This window comes from Ilyomonas limi, assembly GCF_005233845.1.
GTDB classification, from domain to species: Bacteria; Bacteroidota; Bacteroidia; order Chitinophagales; family Chitinophagaceae; genus Ilyomonas; species Ilyomonas limi.
On sequence record NZ_SZQL01000014.1, the window covers coordinates 19,776 to 38,369 of the forward strand.

Below are 18,594 nucleotides of genomic sequence, written 5' to 3' on the forward strand. Positions count from 1 at the left end.
CGAAGCTACACCAATTGTATGATATGTACCAATGTTGGAATGTTGGTTTAAGGAATTTTAAAGGAATTGAGGTGTATAAGTGCTTGGATTATATCATTTTTAATAAGTTGCCCTGTAAAAGCTACAAGCCTCAGAGTGCAAGCGGTGACCCTTAAACTGTAGCAGAAACACAGTAGCTACTTGATTAAAAATAATACAAAGTAAAAGGTGCTGGTGCAAGCCCTGCTGAAGGACGCACAGGTGTTGAAAAGAGTGATCACCGCTGATAGATATGGTACACTAATATAAATCCTTAATGGCTGCCCCGCAGCCAGTTATACAAAAACAAAAGCCTTACTGTGTTTAATGTAAGGCTTTTGTGATTTGGATTTGTATAAGAATGTTATGGCGCTACCAGACGGAAGCCATTGCCATGAATATTTACAATTTCGATGTTGGGATCTTCTTTCAAATACTTGCGCAGCTTGGCTATATACACATCCATGCTACGGCCATTGAAATACGTATCGCTGCCCCATATTTTTTTGAGTGCGCGTTCGCGTGGCAGCAAATCGTTTTTGTGCTCTGCCAGCATTTTCAATAATTCATTTTCCTTAGGCGAAAGCGTTTGTGTTTTGCCTTCGGTAATCAACTGACGGAGTTTGGGATTGAAATGATAACTGCCCAAATCAAACTCTATATTTTCGCTTTCTTTATTCAGCTCTTCGTTGCGCTTGAGGATAGCTTTTATTTTTGCCAGCAACACTTCGCTGTCAAAAGGCTTGGTTATATAATCGTCGGCGCCTAATTTATACCCATTTAAAATATCTTCTTTCATGGTTTTTGCGCTTATGAAAAAGAGCGGAACATCTGGATCTATATCACGGATTTCTTCAGCCAATGTAAAGCCATCTACGTTAGGCATCATTACATCGAGCAGGCAAACATCATAACGCTCACGCTGAAAGGCCGCCAGCCCAAGGCGTCCATCACGCTCCAGTGTTACATCATAATCATGCAGTTCGAGAAAGTTTTTGGTCACCATGCCTAAGTTCGTATCGTCTTCGCATAGCAGAATTTTATACTTTTTATCCATGATATTCAGGTTTTTAAGAAGTTACAAGATGTTAATTCATCCATTTTTATGCCATGGACAAAGTGGCAGGTCTTTTTTTGATGAATGCAGGTCGTAATTTTGATGTAAAATATACAACATGGGAATTTTAAGACAAATTGCCGAGTATCTCTATATTAAAAAGCGCGACCCGAATGCACCACGCAATATAAATATTAAATTGATGCACGGCATGAACCGTATTTCGCTACTAATGTTTATTGTGGCATTATTGATTATGCTCTTCAAGTTTGTAATACTGCCGATGTTTAGATGACAGTTGTTGATGACCGTTGACAGAAAGAAAGTTCAGATAATGATTTTTCTATTCACAATCTACAATTCACCATTCACAAAGTTACAGTCCCGCATAATAATCATACCCTCTTTCTGCCCAATAATCGGGTGGCTTTTGATTGCTGAAATACATAGTGCCAATACATTTAAGATTTTTAATCCCGTATTTTACAGGAATAATCAGTCGTAACGGATAACCGTGTGCTTGTGTGAGCGGCTGTCCGTTCATTTCGTAGCACAGCATCGTTTGCGGATGCAGTGCACTGGGCATATCCAAACCAACATAATATTTTTGATCGGGCGTTTGCAAACCCATGTACTTCATTTTTGTTTCATCCTGCAAGCCGTTTGCCACAATAAAATCTTTTAGTGGAATGCCGCTCCAATATTGAACCTGGCTCCAGCCTTCCACACATTTGAAATCAAAAACAATATCCTTTTCAGGCAGCTTTTTTATATCCTCTAAACTAAACAATAGTGTACTGCCATTGTTCTTTTTTACATTCAACCGCCAGGTATTTACGTCAATATTCTGTCTCGTTCCAATCAGGCTGTTTACACGTACATTCTTGGCTGCTGCCGATTTTGGATACGTTTTTACCAGCCGGTGTTCGCTGAACGCAGACGTCAGTATTTCTTCGTTTGTTTCTAATGTTTTCCGCAGTGGCTGTAAGGCGCCGCCCTGCCGTGGCTGCCGGTTCAGCCATTTCCAGCCTGCAATACCTGTTGCACCTGCCAAAGCAAAAGCCATAAAAGAAAAGAAAGTACGGCGGCGGATTTTTTTATCCGATTCCCACGCAGTACGGTCAAAGAATTCATGCTTTTTCATTGGGATTATTTTGAATGGCAGTATTAGGATACCTATCGTTAGGAATTACTTCAACACCAGTAATCATTGCCTGAAAGTTTTGCCAGCCGGTTTTGATGACTTGTACAATATGGATAATAAAGAAAAGGACATAACCAATTGTTAGTACAAAATGTTCTAAGCGTGCAGCTTCGTAGCCGCCGCAAAACGCACACAGCCAGCCGAACTGTACTGGTTTGTAAATGGATAAACCGGTAATGACCGAACCTATACCCATAATGATGATAGCTGTGTAAGCAATACGTTGCGCTGCATTATATTTATTTGGCGGAAGCTGATATTTGCGGATGTGCAAATCGTGCAGTAAGACTTGCCCCGCTTCTTTAAAAGATTTTTTGTTGGGTAAAAGATACCGCCATTCGCCCGAAAAAATCGTGTATGATACATACAACAATCCATTAAAAATAAACAACCACGCGAAAGCAAAGTGAAAGCTCATGCCTTCTGCCAAGTGATAAGGAATATGTAATGTGTTGTAAAAACTTTTAGGAAAAAAATGAAAATATTCTTTACCGGCAATATTGATTGTATAAGGATCGTACGCCCAATAAATAAGTAGTCCGCTCCATATCATTACTGCCAGCACCGGAAAATTAATCCAATGAAACCAGCGAATGGCAAGCGGATGCTTTTTTAAAATCCTTTTCATGCAGAAAATATACGATAAAAACGATTCCCCAGTATTGGATATAAGCTGACAAATAATTGTTAATCATTACAATAATAAAGGAGAATAAAAAAACGCGGAGACGCAAAGCCGCGGAGCTGATGTATTCAAATACGCTTGGTATCTTAGCGTCTCCGCGATGAAATTGTATTTACACCGCCCCGGTAAACTGCCTCAAAAAGCGTACATCATTTTGCGAGTACAACCGCAGATCATTTATCCTATACTTCAACTGGCATACGCGCTCTACGCCCATACCAAATGCAAAACCGGTATATTTTTCGGGGTCAATATCAAAGTTTTGAAGCACTTTAGGATGCACCATACCACTGCCTAAAATTTCTACCCAGCCCGTATGCTTGCACACGGTACAACCACTGCCACCACAAATAAGACAGCTAATATCCATCTCGGCGCTTGGCTCGGTAAAAGGAAAATAAGAAGGACGAAAACGCACTTTTACCTCTTTCCCAAACATTTCCTGTACAAAGAAATAGAGTGTTTGCTTCAGGTCGGCAAAGGACACATTTTCATCTATATATAAACCTTCTATCTGGTGGAAAAAGCAATGTGCCCGCGCACTGATGGTTTCATTACGATACACACGACCAGGACAGATAACGCGGATAGGCGGACGCTGTGCTTCCATCACGCGCGCCTGCACGCTGCTGGTATGCGTGCGCAACAGCCACGCCGGATGCTGATTGATGTAAAAAGTATCCTGCATGTCGCGCGCCGGGTGGTCTTCGGGCAGGTTCATTGCGCCGAAGTTGTGCCAGTCGTCTTCTATCTCCGGACCTTCGGCTACTGCAAAACCTAATCTTTTAAAAATAGATACAATTTGGTTGCGTACAATGCTGAGCGGGTGACGTGTACCTATTGCTACAGGTGTGCCGGGCAAGCTAATGTCTATGCTATTAACTGTTGACGGTTGACCGTTGACAGTTGACTCTTTAAGCACTTCATACCGTGCTTCAGCAAACTGCTTGAATTCATTTAAGATTTGACCGAATGCTTTTTTCTGATCATTAGGTACATTTTTTATCTCGCCCATCACTGCTTTCACAATGCCTTTTGTGCCCAGGTATTTTATGCGGAATGCCTCTGCAGCTTCGGCGGTCGTTGCTTCAAATGCAGTCATTTCCTGTTTGTAATTGTCTATTTGTTGCATCAGTGCTTCCATGCGGCGAAGATAAATGAAAGATGCGAGTGGCAAGTTATGAGCCGTGAACTGCGTTAAAAGCTAATCTTCCTGAACCATAATTTACTAATAACTGTTAGTTTTGCCTCTGATTATTTTGCCATGCAATAATATTTCCATACTGCTTTACCTATACGTAACTACATTGGCAAAGCATCGAATAAACCGGATAAATTGTAAAGATGAACCCATCATTTCAATATGGCGCTGAAATGCTGAATATACCCGCAGCTATTGCCATCAGCAAAGGCTACGTAAAAGGTATAATAAACAACGAGGCACGCGAAAAAATACACCGCAGCAGCGCGGTTGTAGAAGGGATAGTTGCTGCCGATGTAGCTGTGTATGGCATCAATACCGGCTTTGGTCCGTTGTGCACCACCAGAATTTCTGCAGAAGATACTAAAAAACTACAGGAAAATATATTAAAAAGCCATGCCGTAGGTTTGGGGGCACCTATCAGTGAAGCCCTTTCGCGCCTGATGCTCGTACTCAAGCTGCAGGCGCTGGCGCAAGGCTATTCCGGCATTCGCGAAGCCACATTAGACCGCATCATCTGGCATTTGGAAGAAGGTATTATTCCGGTAGTGCCCAGCCAGGGTTCTGTAGGTGCTTCCGGCGATTTGGCACCGCTTGCACATTTATTCCTGCCGCTTATCGGCTTGGGTAAAGTCTATTATCAAAATAAAATAATGCCTGCTGCCGAAGTGTTGCAGCAAAAAGGAATAGCACCGCTACATTTAGCTGCTAAAGAAGGTTTGGCGTTGATAAACGGAACGCAGTTTATTGCTGCACATGCAGTAGAAATGGTCGCCCGTTTTCAAAATAGGCTTGCCAATGCCGACATTACAAGTGCTTTAATGCTGGAAGGGCTGAAAGGTTCTGCCAAACCATTTCTCCCCCAACTGCACGAATTACGTCCCTTTAAAGGTTGCCAGCATGTAGCTGCTACTATTCACAACCTGTTGAGCGATTCGGAAATTGTACCTTCTCATGCCAATTGTACGCGGGTGCAGGACCCTTATTCGCTGCGTTGCATTCCGCAGGTGCATGGTGCTGCCCGCAATGCCTGGCTGCATCTTAAAGAGCTGGTGGAAATTGAAATCAATGCCGTTACTGATAATCCGGTTATCATTAATGAAAACCTCACCATCAGCGGCGGCAATTTTCATGGCGAGCCGTTGGCTATTCCGCTCGATTATGCCTGTATAGCTGCTTCCGAAATGGGTAATATTGCCGACCGCCGCATTTATCTTTCGCTCGAAGGGGGTGTGCCGGGCGTGCCTAAATTGCTGGTAAAAGAAACCGGCTTAAACTCCGGCTTTATGATTTTGCAATATGCCTCAGCGGCTTTGGTCAGCGAAAATAAAAGCCTTTGTTTTCCGGCAAGCGCCGATAGTATTCCCACCTCGCTGGGGCAGGAAGACCATGTAAGCATGGGTTCCATCAGCGGGCGCAAGGCATTGCAGGTGATGGAGAATGCAGAAAAAATTATAGGTATTGAACTAATGTGTGCAGCCCAGGCATTAGATTTTCTTGCACCGCTCAAACCCGGTAAAATTTTGCAGGCTATTCATGCCTGCGTCCGCCAGCAAATACCGCATATTGAGCAGGATGAAATATTGTATGAATACATGCAAAAAGCAATAGCCATTGTTCAAAGCGGTGAGCTGCCAAAGCTGGCGTATGCCGTTGCAGCAAAAGAAGGCGTGCCTTACACTACATCGTTCACCCAACTGTTTGATTCGTTTTAGCATATAGCATATGAAAGAAAATACTTTCTTATTGATCGGACCTTTCCGGCAATTAATTACCATGGCAGATTTGCCGGATAAAGGTGCGCTTACAGATGACTTGTTGCAACCTGTTATCGAAGCCGGAATATTGATGGAAGATGAAAAAATTTATAAGGTGGGTATTTTTAGTGAATTGATAAAAGAAGCTCAAACGTTACATGCAGCCATTATCCAATTGAATGAAGATGTTGTTGCAATTCCCGGTTTTATTGATGCGCACACGCATATTTGTTTTGCTGGCTCAAGAGCCAATGATTATGCAATGCGCAATGCGGGGAAAAGCTATTTGGAAATAGCAGCCGCCGGCGGTGGCATTTGGGATACGGTGCAGCACACCCGCAAAGCCTCAATGGAGGAATTAGCAGCACTTACTTTACAACATGCAAATCGTCATTTACAGGAAGGTATCACTACAATAGAAGTAAAAAGCGGTTACGGACTTTCGGCAGCAGCAGAATTAAAGATTTTAAAAGCTATTAAAAAAGCGGCTGAGCAAACACCGGCTGACCTGATTCCTACTTGCCTGGCTGCACATATCTTACCCAAAGATTATAACGGCACGCATGAGGATTATTTGCAGGAAATAAGCCATCAATTATTTCCCATGATTATAGAAGAGCAACTTACTACACGCATTGATGCGTTTATAGAAGAAGGTGCATTTGCTGCTGAACAAATTACACCCTATTTTACCAAAGCAAAAGAACTTGGTTTTCATCTTACTGTTCATGCCGACCAGTTTCATCCTTCCGGCAGCGCGGTAGCAGTGCAGTTTGCAGCCGTAAGCGCCGACCACCTGGAAGCAAGTGGAGAAAAAGAAATACAGTTATTAGCCAAAAGCAATGTGGTGCCCATTGCGCTGCCCGGCGCTTCTATTGGGTTGGGCGTTGCTTTTGCACCTGCGCGCCGCCTGCTGGATGCTGGTGCCAGCCTGGCTATCGCCAGCGACTGGAATCCCGGCTCGGCGCCCATGGGCGATTTACTTACACAGGCTGCTATTTTAGGTACTTTTGAAAAGCTTTCCAATGCAGAAGTATTGGCTGGCATTACTTATCGCGCCGCTAATGCTTTGCAATGTAGTGATAGAGGAAAAATACAGCAAGGTTTATTAGCCGATTTTATTGTATTCCCCACCAATAATTACCAGGAAATTTTGTACCAGCAAGGTCGTTTAAAACCAACGCAGGTATGGAAAAGAGGAAAATTAATTAATGATTATTTGAACCCCAGCAGCACAGAGAATAATAGAGCATACTTTGCTTCTTCGCGTCTTAGCGGTAACTATTCTTCTAACAATAACTCACTCATTCAACCATGACCTTCCAGGAAGAAATATTACAAGGCATCCCTGCACAACTACCACCAAAGTTGCCGTATGATGCAGGTGTAAGTCATGCACCCAAACGAAAAGATATTCTTTCACCCGAAGAAAAAAAATTAGCTATCCGCAATGCACTACGCTATTTTCCTGTGAAATGGCACGAAGAACTGGCGCAGGAATTTTTGGAAGAATTGAATAACTACGGACGCATTTACATGTACCGTTTTCGTCCTGCTTATCCTATGTATGCACGGCCGGTAAATGAATATCCGGCAAAGAGCCAACATGCTGCCTGCATTATGCTGATGATACAGAACAACTTAAACCCCGTAGTAGCACAGCATCCGCACGAATTGATTACGTACGGCGGCAACGGAGCCGTATTTCAAAACTGGGCGCAGTACCTGCTCACCATGCAATACTTAGCCACGATGACCGATGAGCAAACATTGCACATGTATAGTGGGCATCCAATGGGTTTGTTTCCTTCTTCGCCTGCTGCACCACGCGTTGTTGTTGCCAATGGCATGATGGTTCCCAACTATTCCAGGCAGGATGATTGGGAGCGGTATAATGCATTGGGCGTAACGCAATATGGACAAATGACTGCCGGCTCGTACATGTATATTGGCCCGCAAGGTATTGTACACGGCACTACCATAACAGTGATGAACGCCTTGCGCAAACAACTGGCAGGAGCAAGCGTGGCTGGTAACCTCTTTCTTACTTCCGGCTTAGGTGGCATGAGCGGTGCGCAGCCCAAAGCAGGTACTATTGCAGGTTGCATTACCGTGTGTGCCGAAGTCAACCCGGCTGCTGCATACAAGCGCCACCAGCAGGGCTGGGTGGATGAGTTGTGGGAAAATTTAGATGCATTGGTTGCACGTGTGAAAAAAGCAGTAGCAGTCAAAGAAATTGTTTCGTTGGCTTATGTGGGCAATGTGGTAGATGTGTGGGAACGCTTTTACGAAGAAGGTTTATTTGTAACCATTGGCTCCGACCAAACCTCGCTGCACAACCCCTGGTCGGGTGGTTATTATCCTGCCGGATTGTCGTTTGAAGAATCGAATGGCTTAATTGCTGATAATCCTGAATTATTCAAAACTAAAGTACAGGAATCGTTGCGCCGCCATGCGGCAGCCATTAATAAGCATACGGCAAAAGGCACTTATTTTTTCGATTATGGCAATGCTTTTTTGCTGGAATGCAGCCGTGCCGGAGCCGATGTGATGGCGGCTAATGGTATTGATTTTAAATATCCTTCTTATGTGCAGGATATTGTGGGACCCATGTGTTTTGATTACGGTTTTGGACCGTTCCGTTGGGTGTGTACTTCCGGCGATGCTAATGATTTGCAACTGACCGATAATATTGCCCTGGAAGTAATGGAAAGCATCAAAATATCAGCGCCGGATGAAATAAAACAGCAATTACAGGATAATATTACCTGGATTGGCGAAGCAGCAAAAAACTGCCTGGTGGTAGGTTCACAAGCGCGTATTTTGTATGCAGATGCGGAAGGCAGAATAAAAATAGCACAGCGTTTCAATGAGGCGGTAAGAAATGGTTCTTTGAAGGCGCCCATTGTTCTGGGACGCGACCACCATGATGTAAGTGGTACGGATTCGCCTTTCAGGGAAACAAGCAATATTTACGATGGTAGCCGTTTTACAGCAGATATGGCAATACAAAATGTAATTGGCGATAGTTTTCGTGGTGCTACCTGGGTTTCTATTCATAACGGTGGTGGCGTAGGCTGGGGCGAAGTAATGAACGGCGGCTTTGGTCTGGTGCTGGATGGAACAGCCGAAGCAGACCGCAAACTGCAAAGCATGTTGTTTTTTGATGTGAACAATGGCATTGCGCGCCGTAGCTGGGCACGCAACAAAGAAGCAAGGTTTGCAATAGAAAGAGAACTGAACCGCACACCAAATCTCAAGGTTACATTACCGAATTTGGTGGATGATGATTTGTTGGATAAGGTTTGTGGGTAGGTGAAAATTGATATTAATGAACTTAAGCAAGGTTAATAGCTGCAGCACGTGTAAAGAATAATAATGCAAAGCTTTAATCTTGTATTAATTAGTTATCATAATGGCTTTTTAAAACAACATATCACCCGGAGGCTAATAGATGTTGTGCTGGTAAAATCCTAAAATCATTTTATCCGCTTTGCGGCTTTAAAGGCCTGGAAGGACTACAGGATTATAGCAGCTAATCAACAACAAAAAGTATCTAAACCCCGAAGGGGAGATATGTTATATTCTAAATATCGCATCGAGGTAAAATTTTAATACAATCTCACGTAGCATATTCATTCCTGATGAAATACTTCCAATTTCATTCTTTATTATTAAAAGAAGGCTGGTTAAGCCCGGCGTTTGTTGGCGTTGATGATAAAGGCATTATTCAATATTTATTAAGTAATAAACCATCAAACATTGAAGCAGTAGAGATGGTGCATGGCACTGCATTGCCGGGTTTTCAAAATGCACATTCACATGCTTTTCAATACAGCATGGCGGGTATGGCAGAGCAACATGCAACAGATGCATCTGATGATTTCTGGAGCTGGCGCGAAGCGATGTATGCTTGTGCCGGTAGTTTTTCACCGGAAGGGATGGAAAAAGTAGCTACTACTTTGTATAGTCATTTGCTGCGCAATGGTTATACCTCGGTAGCGGAATTTCACTACCTGCATCATGATGGGCAAGGCAAACAATATAGTAATCCTGCAGAGATGGGCGAGCGATTAGTAGCTGCCGCAAAAACAGCAGGTATTAAAATAACGCTGATTCCTATATTTTATCAAAGAGGAGATTTTGGAAAGGAACCGCAGCTAAGGCAGCGCCGCTTTATTGCTGCTACTGTTGATGATTACTTTAAACTGCTCGACAAAAGCAAACAAGCAATTACATATTATGAACATGCAAAGCTGGGCTTTGGCGTACATTCTTTGCGGGCAGTGGATGCAAAAAATATTATTACTACTTATGAAGAAGGACCTAAGAAATTACCTTTTCACCTTCATGCTGCCGAGCAGTTGGGCGAAGTAGAACGCTGCATAGAATATTTAGGCAAACGTCCGGTTGAGTGGTTGCTGGACAATTTGCCTTTAAACAGCCGCTTTCACTTAGTGCATTGCACGCACATGACGTCTTTGGAAACAGAGCAATTGGCAAAGAGCGGCGCTAATGCTGTACTTTGTCCCGGCACAGAAGCTAATTTGGGAGACGGTATTTTTCCTTTAAAGTTATTTGCCGGGCATGGTGGCAACTGGTCTATTGGCAGCGACAGTCATATCAGCCTTAATCCTTTGGAAGACCTGCGCTGGCTGGACTATGCACAGCGTTTAACCACATACAAGCGCAATACGTTTGCAGATGGCGCATCGGTGCTTACAGAAAAGGCCTTTTTTTCGGGTATAAAGGCTATGGGCAGCCATGCTCAAAATTACTTTGCCATCGGGCAGCCGTTGGATGCGGTGGTGTATGATATAATGCAACCACTACTTGCCCAGGCAGAAATGAAGCATTTACTTTCTGCTATTGTTTATACCGCTGATACTTCGGCTGTATTGGGTACTTTGGTAAATGGTAATTGGATGTATAAAAAGCAATATTGAACCACAGAGGCACAGAGGACACAAAGGTGCACGAAGGAAAAGAGAATAATACCTGGTGAATCTTCTTCCTTTTGTGTCTTTGTGATTCCTTCTCCGAGAATAGGTAAACAACCGATAAGCTACTATTCCTGCAACAGCAATGGATGCAAAGCAGTGAGTGTTTGTTTTAATAATGTTTGCACCTGAATGGCTCTTTCCTCATCATACATTCGTTCACTATCATCCATGTATAGCTGCTTTGCCATTTCTAATTGCAGCGCATGTTGGTTTTCGTGAGGTTTGCCAAAATGCCTGGTGATGTAACCTCCTTTAAAAGGATAATTATGGCTGAATGAATAATGTGCATTACCCAATAATTTTACTGCTTTGTCAATGATGGCAGGAGATGCCGAAGTGCCGTCTGCACTGCCCAAAATAAGATCGGGAAAAGGTTGCGGATGAATAGCAGGCACAGAGCGGCGGATGGAATGGCAATCCCATAGCAAAGCTTTTCCAAAGTGGTTCTTGGCTGCATTTACCAGTTCCTGTATTTTGTTATGATATGGTTCAAAGTACAATTCCTTTCTCCTTTGTATTTCTCCGGGTGCCACGCTGTGCCTTTCATCTTTATAAATGGCTTGTCCCAAAAAATTAGTAGTGGGACAAAGTGCTGTAATTAACCGTCCATCGTTGTATAAAGATTGTCCATCGGGGTTGCGGTTAAGGTCAATCACCCAGCGGCTGCAGGTGGCAGCAATGATGGTTATGTTGTATTCCGAAGCAAAAGAATAAAGCCGGTCCACAAACCAATCGGTATCATCGGGCGGCAGCATTTCCTGTTTATACTCCTGTACAATATCATCGGGGAAAGCAGTACCACAATGCGGAATGCTGAGGATAAGGGGAGAGGTGCCGCCAACAGGTTGTATTACTCTAAAATTGTCCATGTAGTTGAATATGGTAATCTTCGGTTAGTAATCTTTATAGGAGTTTCAGGGCTTATGCCAAAACCTGAATAATGTAAATATGACGGCGCCTCATTGCGTCTTTCATTATTATACATTCGCTGATTCAATCATCAAACATCAATGCCCCGGCGCAAAAGGAAACTCCAGGCTTTCGTAATACGCGAGCAAATGCTCCGGCTGTTCATACCCTTCAGGTATAGGTTGATGTGAAAATGTTTGGAAGTATAACACACACGCATTGCGCCACCATACTGCTTCTTTATGCTGAATAGCTAACAGCATTTTTACATGCTCAAAACGTTCCTCATCTATCTTGCCTTTCATGTTATTCCATGCGTGCTGCATCCAGCTTACCGAATCTGCGCCGGTATAATATTTATAGCACAATTCTTCCCACAATGTTCTTCCCGAATGCATCTTGTGGTTCCAGCTTACATGATGAAACCATAATAAGTATTTGTCCGGGCAGGTATTTGAATCTTTATACATTGCCTGCACTTCCGGCGCATATTGTGCCAGCGCATTGCTGCCAGTAGCCGTTCTGTTAAAGCCAATACCCATAGCGTCTGCACGGTGAAAATATACCGGGTTCCAGTCGGCACGTGCTCCTTTATCGTACCACGGCGCAGGCCCATAATGATGACCATAGCCCATAATATGATGCAACCCAAGCGGCGTCATATAATCCACTAAAATTTCGTGCGAAAGAAGCATCATTGTTTTTACTGTGTCCAAAAAAGCAGGGTTGTTAGTGAATGTTTGTTGTATCCATTCATCTGCAATTTGAGCAGAATTTAACTCATGGTTCCATGCCAGTCTTCCAAACGCATACCAGTTGGCCTGCCCAAACGGATGACCTGTCCAATTAATACTGTTGCCAATATTGGCTACGCCTGCCATTCCCGAAAGTGCATGATTTTCCACAGAACCATCTACTATTGTAGCCACTGTAGAGCCGGCACCTTTTTCGTAGGTATCTGCTGTAAGACATTCTTTGAATAGAGTAGAAAGAAATACAAGATGCGTAGCAAACCCAAGATATTCCTGTGTTAGCTGAAACTCGAGCATCAAAGGCGTTTGCGGCATGGCACCGAACAGGGGATGGAAGGGTTCGCGCGGCTGAAAATCTATAGGTCCATTTTTTACCTGCACCAATACATTGCTCCTGAATTTTCCGTCTAATGGTTTAAACTCGTTATATGCCTGCTTAAAACGGTCTTCATCGCTTTCGCTATATACAAAAGCCCGCCACATTACCACACCGTTATGCGGCGTTAAGGCATCGGCGAGCATATTGGCACCATCGGCATGGGTGCGGCCATAATTCTGCGGGCCGGGCTGCCCTTCGGAATTGGCTTTTACCAAAAAACCACCAAAATCAGGAATGTACTGGTAAATCGTATCTGCCTTTTTCTTCCACCATTCCTGCACCGCTTTGTCCAGCGGATCGGCGGTTTTAAGTCCGCCGGTTTCAATAGGTGAACTGAACTTTATGGAGAGATACACCTTTATGCCATACGGACGAAATACATTGGCCAGTGCCGCTGCTTTTTCCAGGTAAGCAGGTGTAAGAATGAGCGCACTGGCATTTACATTATTCAATACCGAACCATTGATGCCGATAGATGCATTGGCGCGGGCATAATCGGTATAGTGTTTATCCAGATAATCGGGCAAAGTTTGCCAGTCGAAAATAGAAATGCCGGCATAGCCACGTTCTACAGTCCTGTTCAAATTATCCCAGTGGTCCAGCACCCGCAATTTTACTTTTGGAACACTTGTAATATTGAGATCCTGTATATGTTGATGTGTTTGCAGCAACCGTAAAAAATGATAGCCACCATACAAAACCGCTACATCGGTATTACCGGCAATAACAATGATATTTTTGTTATTAAAATGCACTGTTTTTATTATAAAACCTTCGCTGCCACATGTGTTAAGTGCATCAGCACCAACCATTGCTTTTATGTCTTTCATAGTAGCAGGTGTGCCGGCAACAATACTGTTATTTGCAGGCTGAGAAATATTAGAAATACTTTCTCCCAATAAACCTTGCAGTCCGGTGTTCAATTCTTTTTGCAATGCAGCAACCGTTGAAGTGTTTCCGTTTATATTAATTGCCTGAATGGAAGAACGATATTGTTTTAATAAAGCATTGTCGTTTACTAAATCGTAGCGAAGCCACAATCTGTATCCGTCTTCAGCCTTAGCCAATGAAATAACGAATAGGAAATACAGCAAAAAATAGCCTGTTTTTTTATAGGGCAATAGCCTGTTTAGCAATAACAGTTTCGGTTGCTTGTACAGCAGGTAATTTTTCTTGAGCAATTTGCCGTTGCATATATTCATGCCTTTCCTTTTTGTTTTTTCAAGTAGTTACGCAGGAAGTAAAGCTATTTAAATATTCATTCAAAATAAATAATGAGAGCAGTTTCATTATCCTGTTTTTCTTTATACTTTAGTCTTCTGTAGCATTGTTTGCCTTTACAATTATATAGCAGTTTGTATAGATGAAAACAACAGTAAAAAAGATGCTGTAAAATGTTTATGATAAAATCGTGTTATCGGAAATTGATATGCCTGCTGCTGATGGCAGGAATTGTTGGTGTAAACGCTATTGCGCAGAACACTACTACCTGGCAGGGCAGGCAATGCGCCGTGGTGCTTACTTATGACGATGCTTTGAATGTGGATTTGGATAATGCTATTCCTGCTTTGGATTCCTTAGGGTTAAAAGCCACCTTTTACTTATCCGGTTATTCAGGTACACTTGATACAAGATTGAAAGACTGGCGGGCTGCTGCAGCAAATGGCCACGAGCTGGCCAATCATACGTTATTTCATCCCTGTACAGGCAGCTTGCCAGGCAGAGGCTTTGTTACATCAGATTATGATTTAGATAATTATTCTGTTAGAAAAATAACGGATGAAATAAGAATGACTAATGCCTTTTTGAAAGCTATGGATGGTAAAACGGAACGCACATTTGCCTACCCATGCGGCGATACAAAAATTCATGATACTGCTTACATTGAATGGGTAAAAAATGATTTTGTAGCAGCAAGAGGCACACAACCCGAAATGCCTGCTATTGATACAATTGATTTATACAATATAGGTTGTTATGCCATCAATGGACAAACAGGTGCTGAACTGATTGCCCTGGTAAAACAAGCAATGGAAAAGCATACTTTATTGGTGTTTCTTTTTCATGGTGTGGGCGGAGGGCATTCTTTAAATGTGTCACTGCCGGCACACAGTGAGTTGCTGCATTTTTTGAAGCAAAATGAAAAGAACATCTGGATTGCACCCATGCTACAGGTAGCTGAATATATAAAGCAATTTCAAACCGGTTTGAAGTAAGAACAGAAAACAAAGTGTTTGTTTTTATGCAATACTAATCCGGATTTTTATATCTCCTCAACAGTAATCTGATATGATATTAACCGGCTGAATAATTAATTTTAAAAGGTAAAAAGAAATGCCGCAGGGAAACATTATTTTATATTTCCCCTTACTGCTCATATTCCCCTTGCAATACCCAACTCCAATCCTCTTAATTCTGCCAGGCCCCTTAATCTTCCTATTGCCGAATAGCCAGGGTAGGTTCTTTTATCCAAATCATCCAGCATCTGATGTCCATGATCGGGGCGCACAGGAATGGAAGTATTTTTTCGCTTCATTAATAAAGTAATTTCTTTTACAATAGCATACATATCTGCATCGCCGGCTAAATGATCTGCTTCATAAAAGTTGCCATCTGCATCACGCTTCGTATTGCGCAGGTGCAGGAAGTGTATGTGATCGCCCAACCGTTGTATCATGCCTACCAAATCATTGTCTTTTCTTACACCATAAGAGCCGGTGCAAAAGCATAAACCATTAGCTGGCGAAGGTACTGCCTGTAGCAACTCTTTAGCATCTTGCTCGGTGCTTACAATGCGTGGTAAGCCCAATATATTATATGGCGGATCATCGGGATGAATAGCCATTTGCAAGCCCGCTTCTTCTGCTACCGGAACTATTTGTTGTAAAAAGTAAAACAGGTGTTCTTTTAATTTTTGAGCATCAATATTTTCATAGGTTTTTAGTGCTGCTAAAATTTGTTCGGTTGTAAACCGTTCCTCACTGCCAGGCAAGCCAAGTAAAGCATTGGTGTATAATACTTCCTTTTCTCTGTCTGTCATTACTTCCAATCGTTGCCTTGCTTTTTGTATCTCTTCCGCATTGTAATCTTTTTCGGCACCGGGACGTTGCAGTAAAAACAAATCAAATGCAATAAATGCACTTTTTTCAAAGTATAATGCTTTACTGCCATCAGGTAATGTATAAGCTATATCAGTACGCATCCAATCGAGTATTGGCATAAAGTTGTACGTCACTACTTTCAATCCACATGCCGCTACATTGCGCAGGCTTTGCTTGTAATTTTCGATGTAGTGTTTATAGTTGCCGGTTTGTTTTTTGATGTCTTCATGCACGGGCAGGCTTTCAATTACAGTCCAGGTCATACCTGCATCTTCCACTTCTTTTTTACGTTTGTTTATCTCATCAATTTCCCAAATATCACCTACGGGAATGTGGTGCAATGCGGTAACCACACCTGTGCAGCCTGCCTGGCGTATATCTGCTAAACTCACCGGATCGGCAGGTCCAAACCAGCGCATCGTTTGTTCCATCAATTTCATAATCTTCTATATTTCTGTTTATATGTATGTATATGTTTGCTGCAAAGATGATTATTCTGAAGTGAAAGGTGATTTATAAGTTTAAATTGGAAGTAGTAAGATGTTGTTATTTGCATAGATTGTGTTTAAGTAAATGGGCAAATTAATTTGATGTTTATGTAGCAAATGCAACGCTGCCTGTTATTCCGGAATTGCCGCCGATTAGGACTTGCATTCAATTCGATGCATCGGGAAAACCTCTGCCACCTACAGGTAAGGCAAATTTGCATCGGGCCACAATTCCGGAATAATGTGGCAAAATGCATTTTCGGTATTGGTATTGGCATAAGCTCATTCGTACTAACTTTTTCACTGCGGCTTCTTTTCATAATTCAACATTTTATTTGCCCATGGTATAAAGTATTTAAAATTAGGTGCATCGGTATGTCCGCCTTCATGCTGCCGCCAGGCAAGTTCGCCGTTGAGTAAGCTGGTTAATGCAGGCGGCATTTTTTCCTTCATATAATCATTAGAAATACCTAAATCTTTTGAACCTAACAATTTATACGCTGCTCCCGCGGCTACAGTCGCCATATAACTGCCTTCCTGGTCCAGCCACTTTGCATCACCCTTTTCCGGTATGCCATAACTGATAAATGTTGGACGTGGAGCAGCCAATGCAATTAGTTCGTGCGAATCTACCGGCAGGTCGCAGCCGGTTTTACTGCCAAAGCTTGCTTCCGATGCGCCGTATCTCATAAAGTTACCCGCCATCCAGTAATACTCACCACCGGTTAAACTTTCCACTGCTTCTCCAAAATTGCGGCGAAGCAACGTAGTGCCGCCTTTACCGGATGAACCAATTAATCCAACTGCAAAACGCGGCTCAAAAGCAAGGGTAATCAATGCTGCCTTGCCATATCGTGATACGCCTTCAATACCTACTTTTTTGGCAGCTACAAGGTTGTCCGTTTCTAAATAATCCAATGCGCATGCGGCACCCCACGACCAGGCACGTAAAGCGCCCCAATCCTCCGGTTTGCGTGGCTGCCCTTTATTCACCAGGCCAATAATACCTCTTGTTATGCCTGCACCATTATCTGCCTGTATGCTGTTTGGGTCAATGGTAGCATAGCCCCAACCCGCTGCCAGCAACTGTTCGGCAGGTGGAGGATCGCCTGCCGGTGGTGCTGCAAAAAAGTTGAAGCCGGGCAGCCTTGTAATGGGTGTATAAGCAGGATATTTATTAAAAATATCTTTTATTGCAGGGTTGGTTTTTATCAGCAGCTCTTTAAAGGTGGCGTTTAGCTTTTCCATATCATCGGGCGACGGTTGGGCAGGTGCGGGAAACTGAGGCGTACCAAACATCATCAGTACTGGCACCGGACCTTTTACATTCATTGGCACCACCAGTATCATTTTAATATCTACATTAATCAACGGGTATTCGCTATTATCCACGTGGCCAATCAGTTGCTTTGCAATAACGGGTATAAAGCCAACAAATTCACGGTCGGTTACCTTTACCGACCATGTTACTTTAGGTATATTTTTAGGTAATCTTCCATATACCTCCCTTTCTAAATCTTCCACAATCTCAGGGCGGCGTTGCTGCCACCACATAGCTGGCGTAGTTACTTTTTTGCCACTTTTTGTTGTTAATATATCCGGTAGGTGTGGGCAAGGGTTGGCTAATGCAATATCGTAATTGGCATGATTAGGAGCAGATTCATTGCCGCTGGGACCAGGACGCAAAGCTTTAATGCCTAATTGCTGCATCATATTATCATGGTCCTGATCGGCAGTAAAGATTACAGGATGTGGATATTTGTTGCTATCTATCTCAGCAGATTGTGCCGTTGCCATGTATGAAATACCCGTAGCCAATAAGAAACAAACAAATGTTTTCATCCATTTGGGTTTTATGTGGTTAAAATTTCTAAAGCATGGTTGATGATAAGGGGGAACCCGGCTTGCGGCAAGTGATTATTAGTCCCGCATCTGTGATTAATAGTAAAATCAATAGTCATGGTTGAGAATTACACTTTTTACAAATAATTTCAGCCCACAGATTCCATACTACTTGTCCCGATGCATCGGGAAAGCCGC

The 18,594-nt window shown here is 42.9% G+C and carries 14 protein-coding genes; 6 read left to right on the forward strand and 8 right to left on the reverse strand.

All coding sequences use genetic code 11. From position 1 onward, the window contains the following. Positions 1-382 precede the first annotated feature (382 nt). Positions 383-1,075, reverse strand: a complete 693-nt coding sequence (locus FC093_RS16280; RefSeq protein WP_240743335.1) for a response regulator transcription factor — start codon at positions 1,073-1,075, stop codon at positions 383-385. Positions 1,076-1,193: 118 nt separating this feature from the next. On the opposite strand from FC093_RS16280, the gene FC093_RS23810 reads away from it, so the two are divergent. Beyond that, positions 1,194-1,370 carry a DUF6728 family protein gene (locus tag FC093_RS23810; RefSeq protein WP_170971120.1) on the forward strand — a complete coding sequence of 59 codons (177 nt, stop codon included), beginning with the start codon at positions 1,194-1,196 and terminating at the stop codon, positions 1,368-1,370. An 81-nt stretch (positions 1,371-1,451) separates the two neighbouring features. On the opposite strand, the gene FC093_RS16285 is transcribed toward FC093_RS23810, so the two are convergent. From FC093_RS16285 to pheS, 3 genes are all read right to left on the reverse strand, one after another. After that, a complete protein-coding gene (locus tag FC093_RS16285) occupies positions 1,452-2,219 on the reverse strand; it encodes a molybdopterin-dependent oxidoreductase (RefSeq protein WP_137262871.1) in 768 nt (255 codons plus the stop codon). Beyond that, complete coding sequence (locus tag FC093_RS16290; protein ID WP_137262872.1) at positions 2,206-2,907, reverse strand: cytochrome b/b6 domain-containing protein; 702 nt, start codon at positions 2,905-2,907, stop codon at positions 2,206-2,208. The genes FC093_RS16285 and FC093_RS16290 overlap by 14 nt, the downstream gene beginning before the upstream one ends. 169 nt (positions 2,908-3,076) lie before the next feature. Further along, positions 3,077-4,108: a phenylalanine--tRNA ligase subunit alpha gene (gene pheS / locus FC093_RS16295; protein ID WP_170971121.1), complete on the reverse strand. Its 1,032-nt coding sequence runs from the start codon at positions 4,106-4,108 to the stop codon at positions 3,077-3,079. A 200-nt stretch (positions 4,109-4,308) separates the two neighbouring features. Between pheS and hutH the strand changes: the two genes are divergently transcribed. The 4 genes from hutH (at position 4,309) to hutF (ending at position 10,868) form a co-directional block, all read left to right on the forward strand. Beyond that, a complete protein-coding gene (hutH, locus tag FC093_RS16300; protein ID WP_137262873.1) occupies positions 4,309-5,880 on the forward strand; it encodes a histidine ammonia-lyase in 1,572 nt (523 codons plus the stop codon). A gap of 10 nt (positions 5,881-5,890) precedes the next feature. Next, positions 5,891-7,240, forward strand: a complete 1,350-nt coding sequence (hutI, locus tag FC093_RS16305; protein WP_137262874.1) for an imidazolonepropionase — start codon at positions 5,891-5,893, stop codon at positions 7,238-7,240. Beyond that, on the forward strand, positions 7,237-9,237 hold the full coding sequence (locus tag FC093_RS16310; protein WP_137262875.1) for a urocanate hydratase: 2,001 nt from the start codon (positions 7,237-7,239) through the stop codon (positions 9,235-9,237). The genes hutI and FC093_RS16310 overlap by 4 nt, the downstream gene beginning before the upstream one ends. A 329-nt stretch (positions 9,238-9,566) precedes the next feature. Next, a complete protein-coding gene (gene hutF / locus FC093_RS16315) occupies positions 9,567-10,868 on the forward strand; it encodes a formimidoylglutamate deiminase (RefSeq protein WP_137262876.1) in 1,302 nt (433 codons plus the stop codon). A gap of 122 nt (positions 10,869-10,990) precedes the next feature. Here hutF and FC093_RS16320 read toward each other — a convergent pair whose 3' ends face one another. Further along, positions 10,991-11,794, reverse strand: a complete 804-nt coding sequence (locus FC093_RS16320) for an N-formylglutamate amidohydrolase (protein WP_137262877.1) — start codon at positions 11,792-11,794, stop codon at positions 10,991-10,993. 138 nt (positions 11,795-11,932) lie between these two features. Beyond that, entirely contained in the window at positions 11,933-14,167 is a 2,235-nt protein-coding gene (locus FC093_RS16325) for an alpha-glucuronidase family glycosyl hydrolase (protein WP_137262878.1), read from the reverse strand. Between the two features lie 198 nt (positions 14,168-14,365). Here FC093_RS16325 and FC093_RS16330 point away from each other — a divergent pair, with 198 nt between their 5' ends. Further along, a complete protein-coding gene (locus tag FC093_RS16330; RefSeq protein ID WP_240743336.1) occupies positions 14,366-15,181 on the forward strand; it encodes a polysaccharide deacetylase family protein in 816 nt (271 codons plus the stop codon). Positions 15,182-15,339: 158 nt separating this feature from the next. Here FC093_RS16330 and uxuA read toward each other — a convergent pair whose 3' ends face one another. Together uxuA and FC093_RS16340 are read right to left on the reverse strand one after the other, a co-directional pair. Next, on the reverse strand, positions 15,340-16,506 hold the full coding sequence (gene uxuA, locus FC093_RS16335; protein ID WP_137262879.1) for a mannonate dehydratase: 1,167 nt from the start codon (positions 16,504-16,506) through the stop codon (positions 15,340-15,342). Between the two features lie 348 nt (positions 16,507-16,854). Then, a complete protein-coding gene (locus FC093_RS16340; RefSeq protein WP_137262880.1) occupies positions 16,855-18,396 on the reverse strand; it encodes a glucuronyl esterase domain-containing protein in 1,542 nt (513 codons plus the stop codon). Between the last annotated feature and the right edge of the window lie 198 nt (positions 18,397-18,594).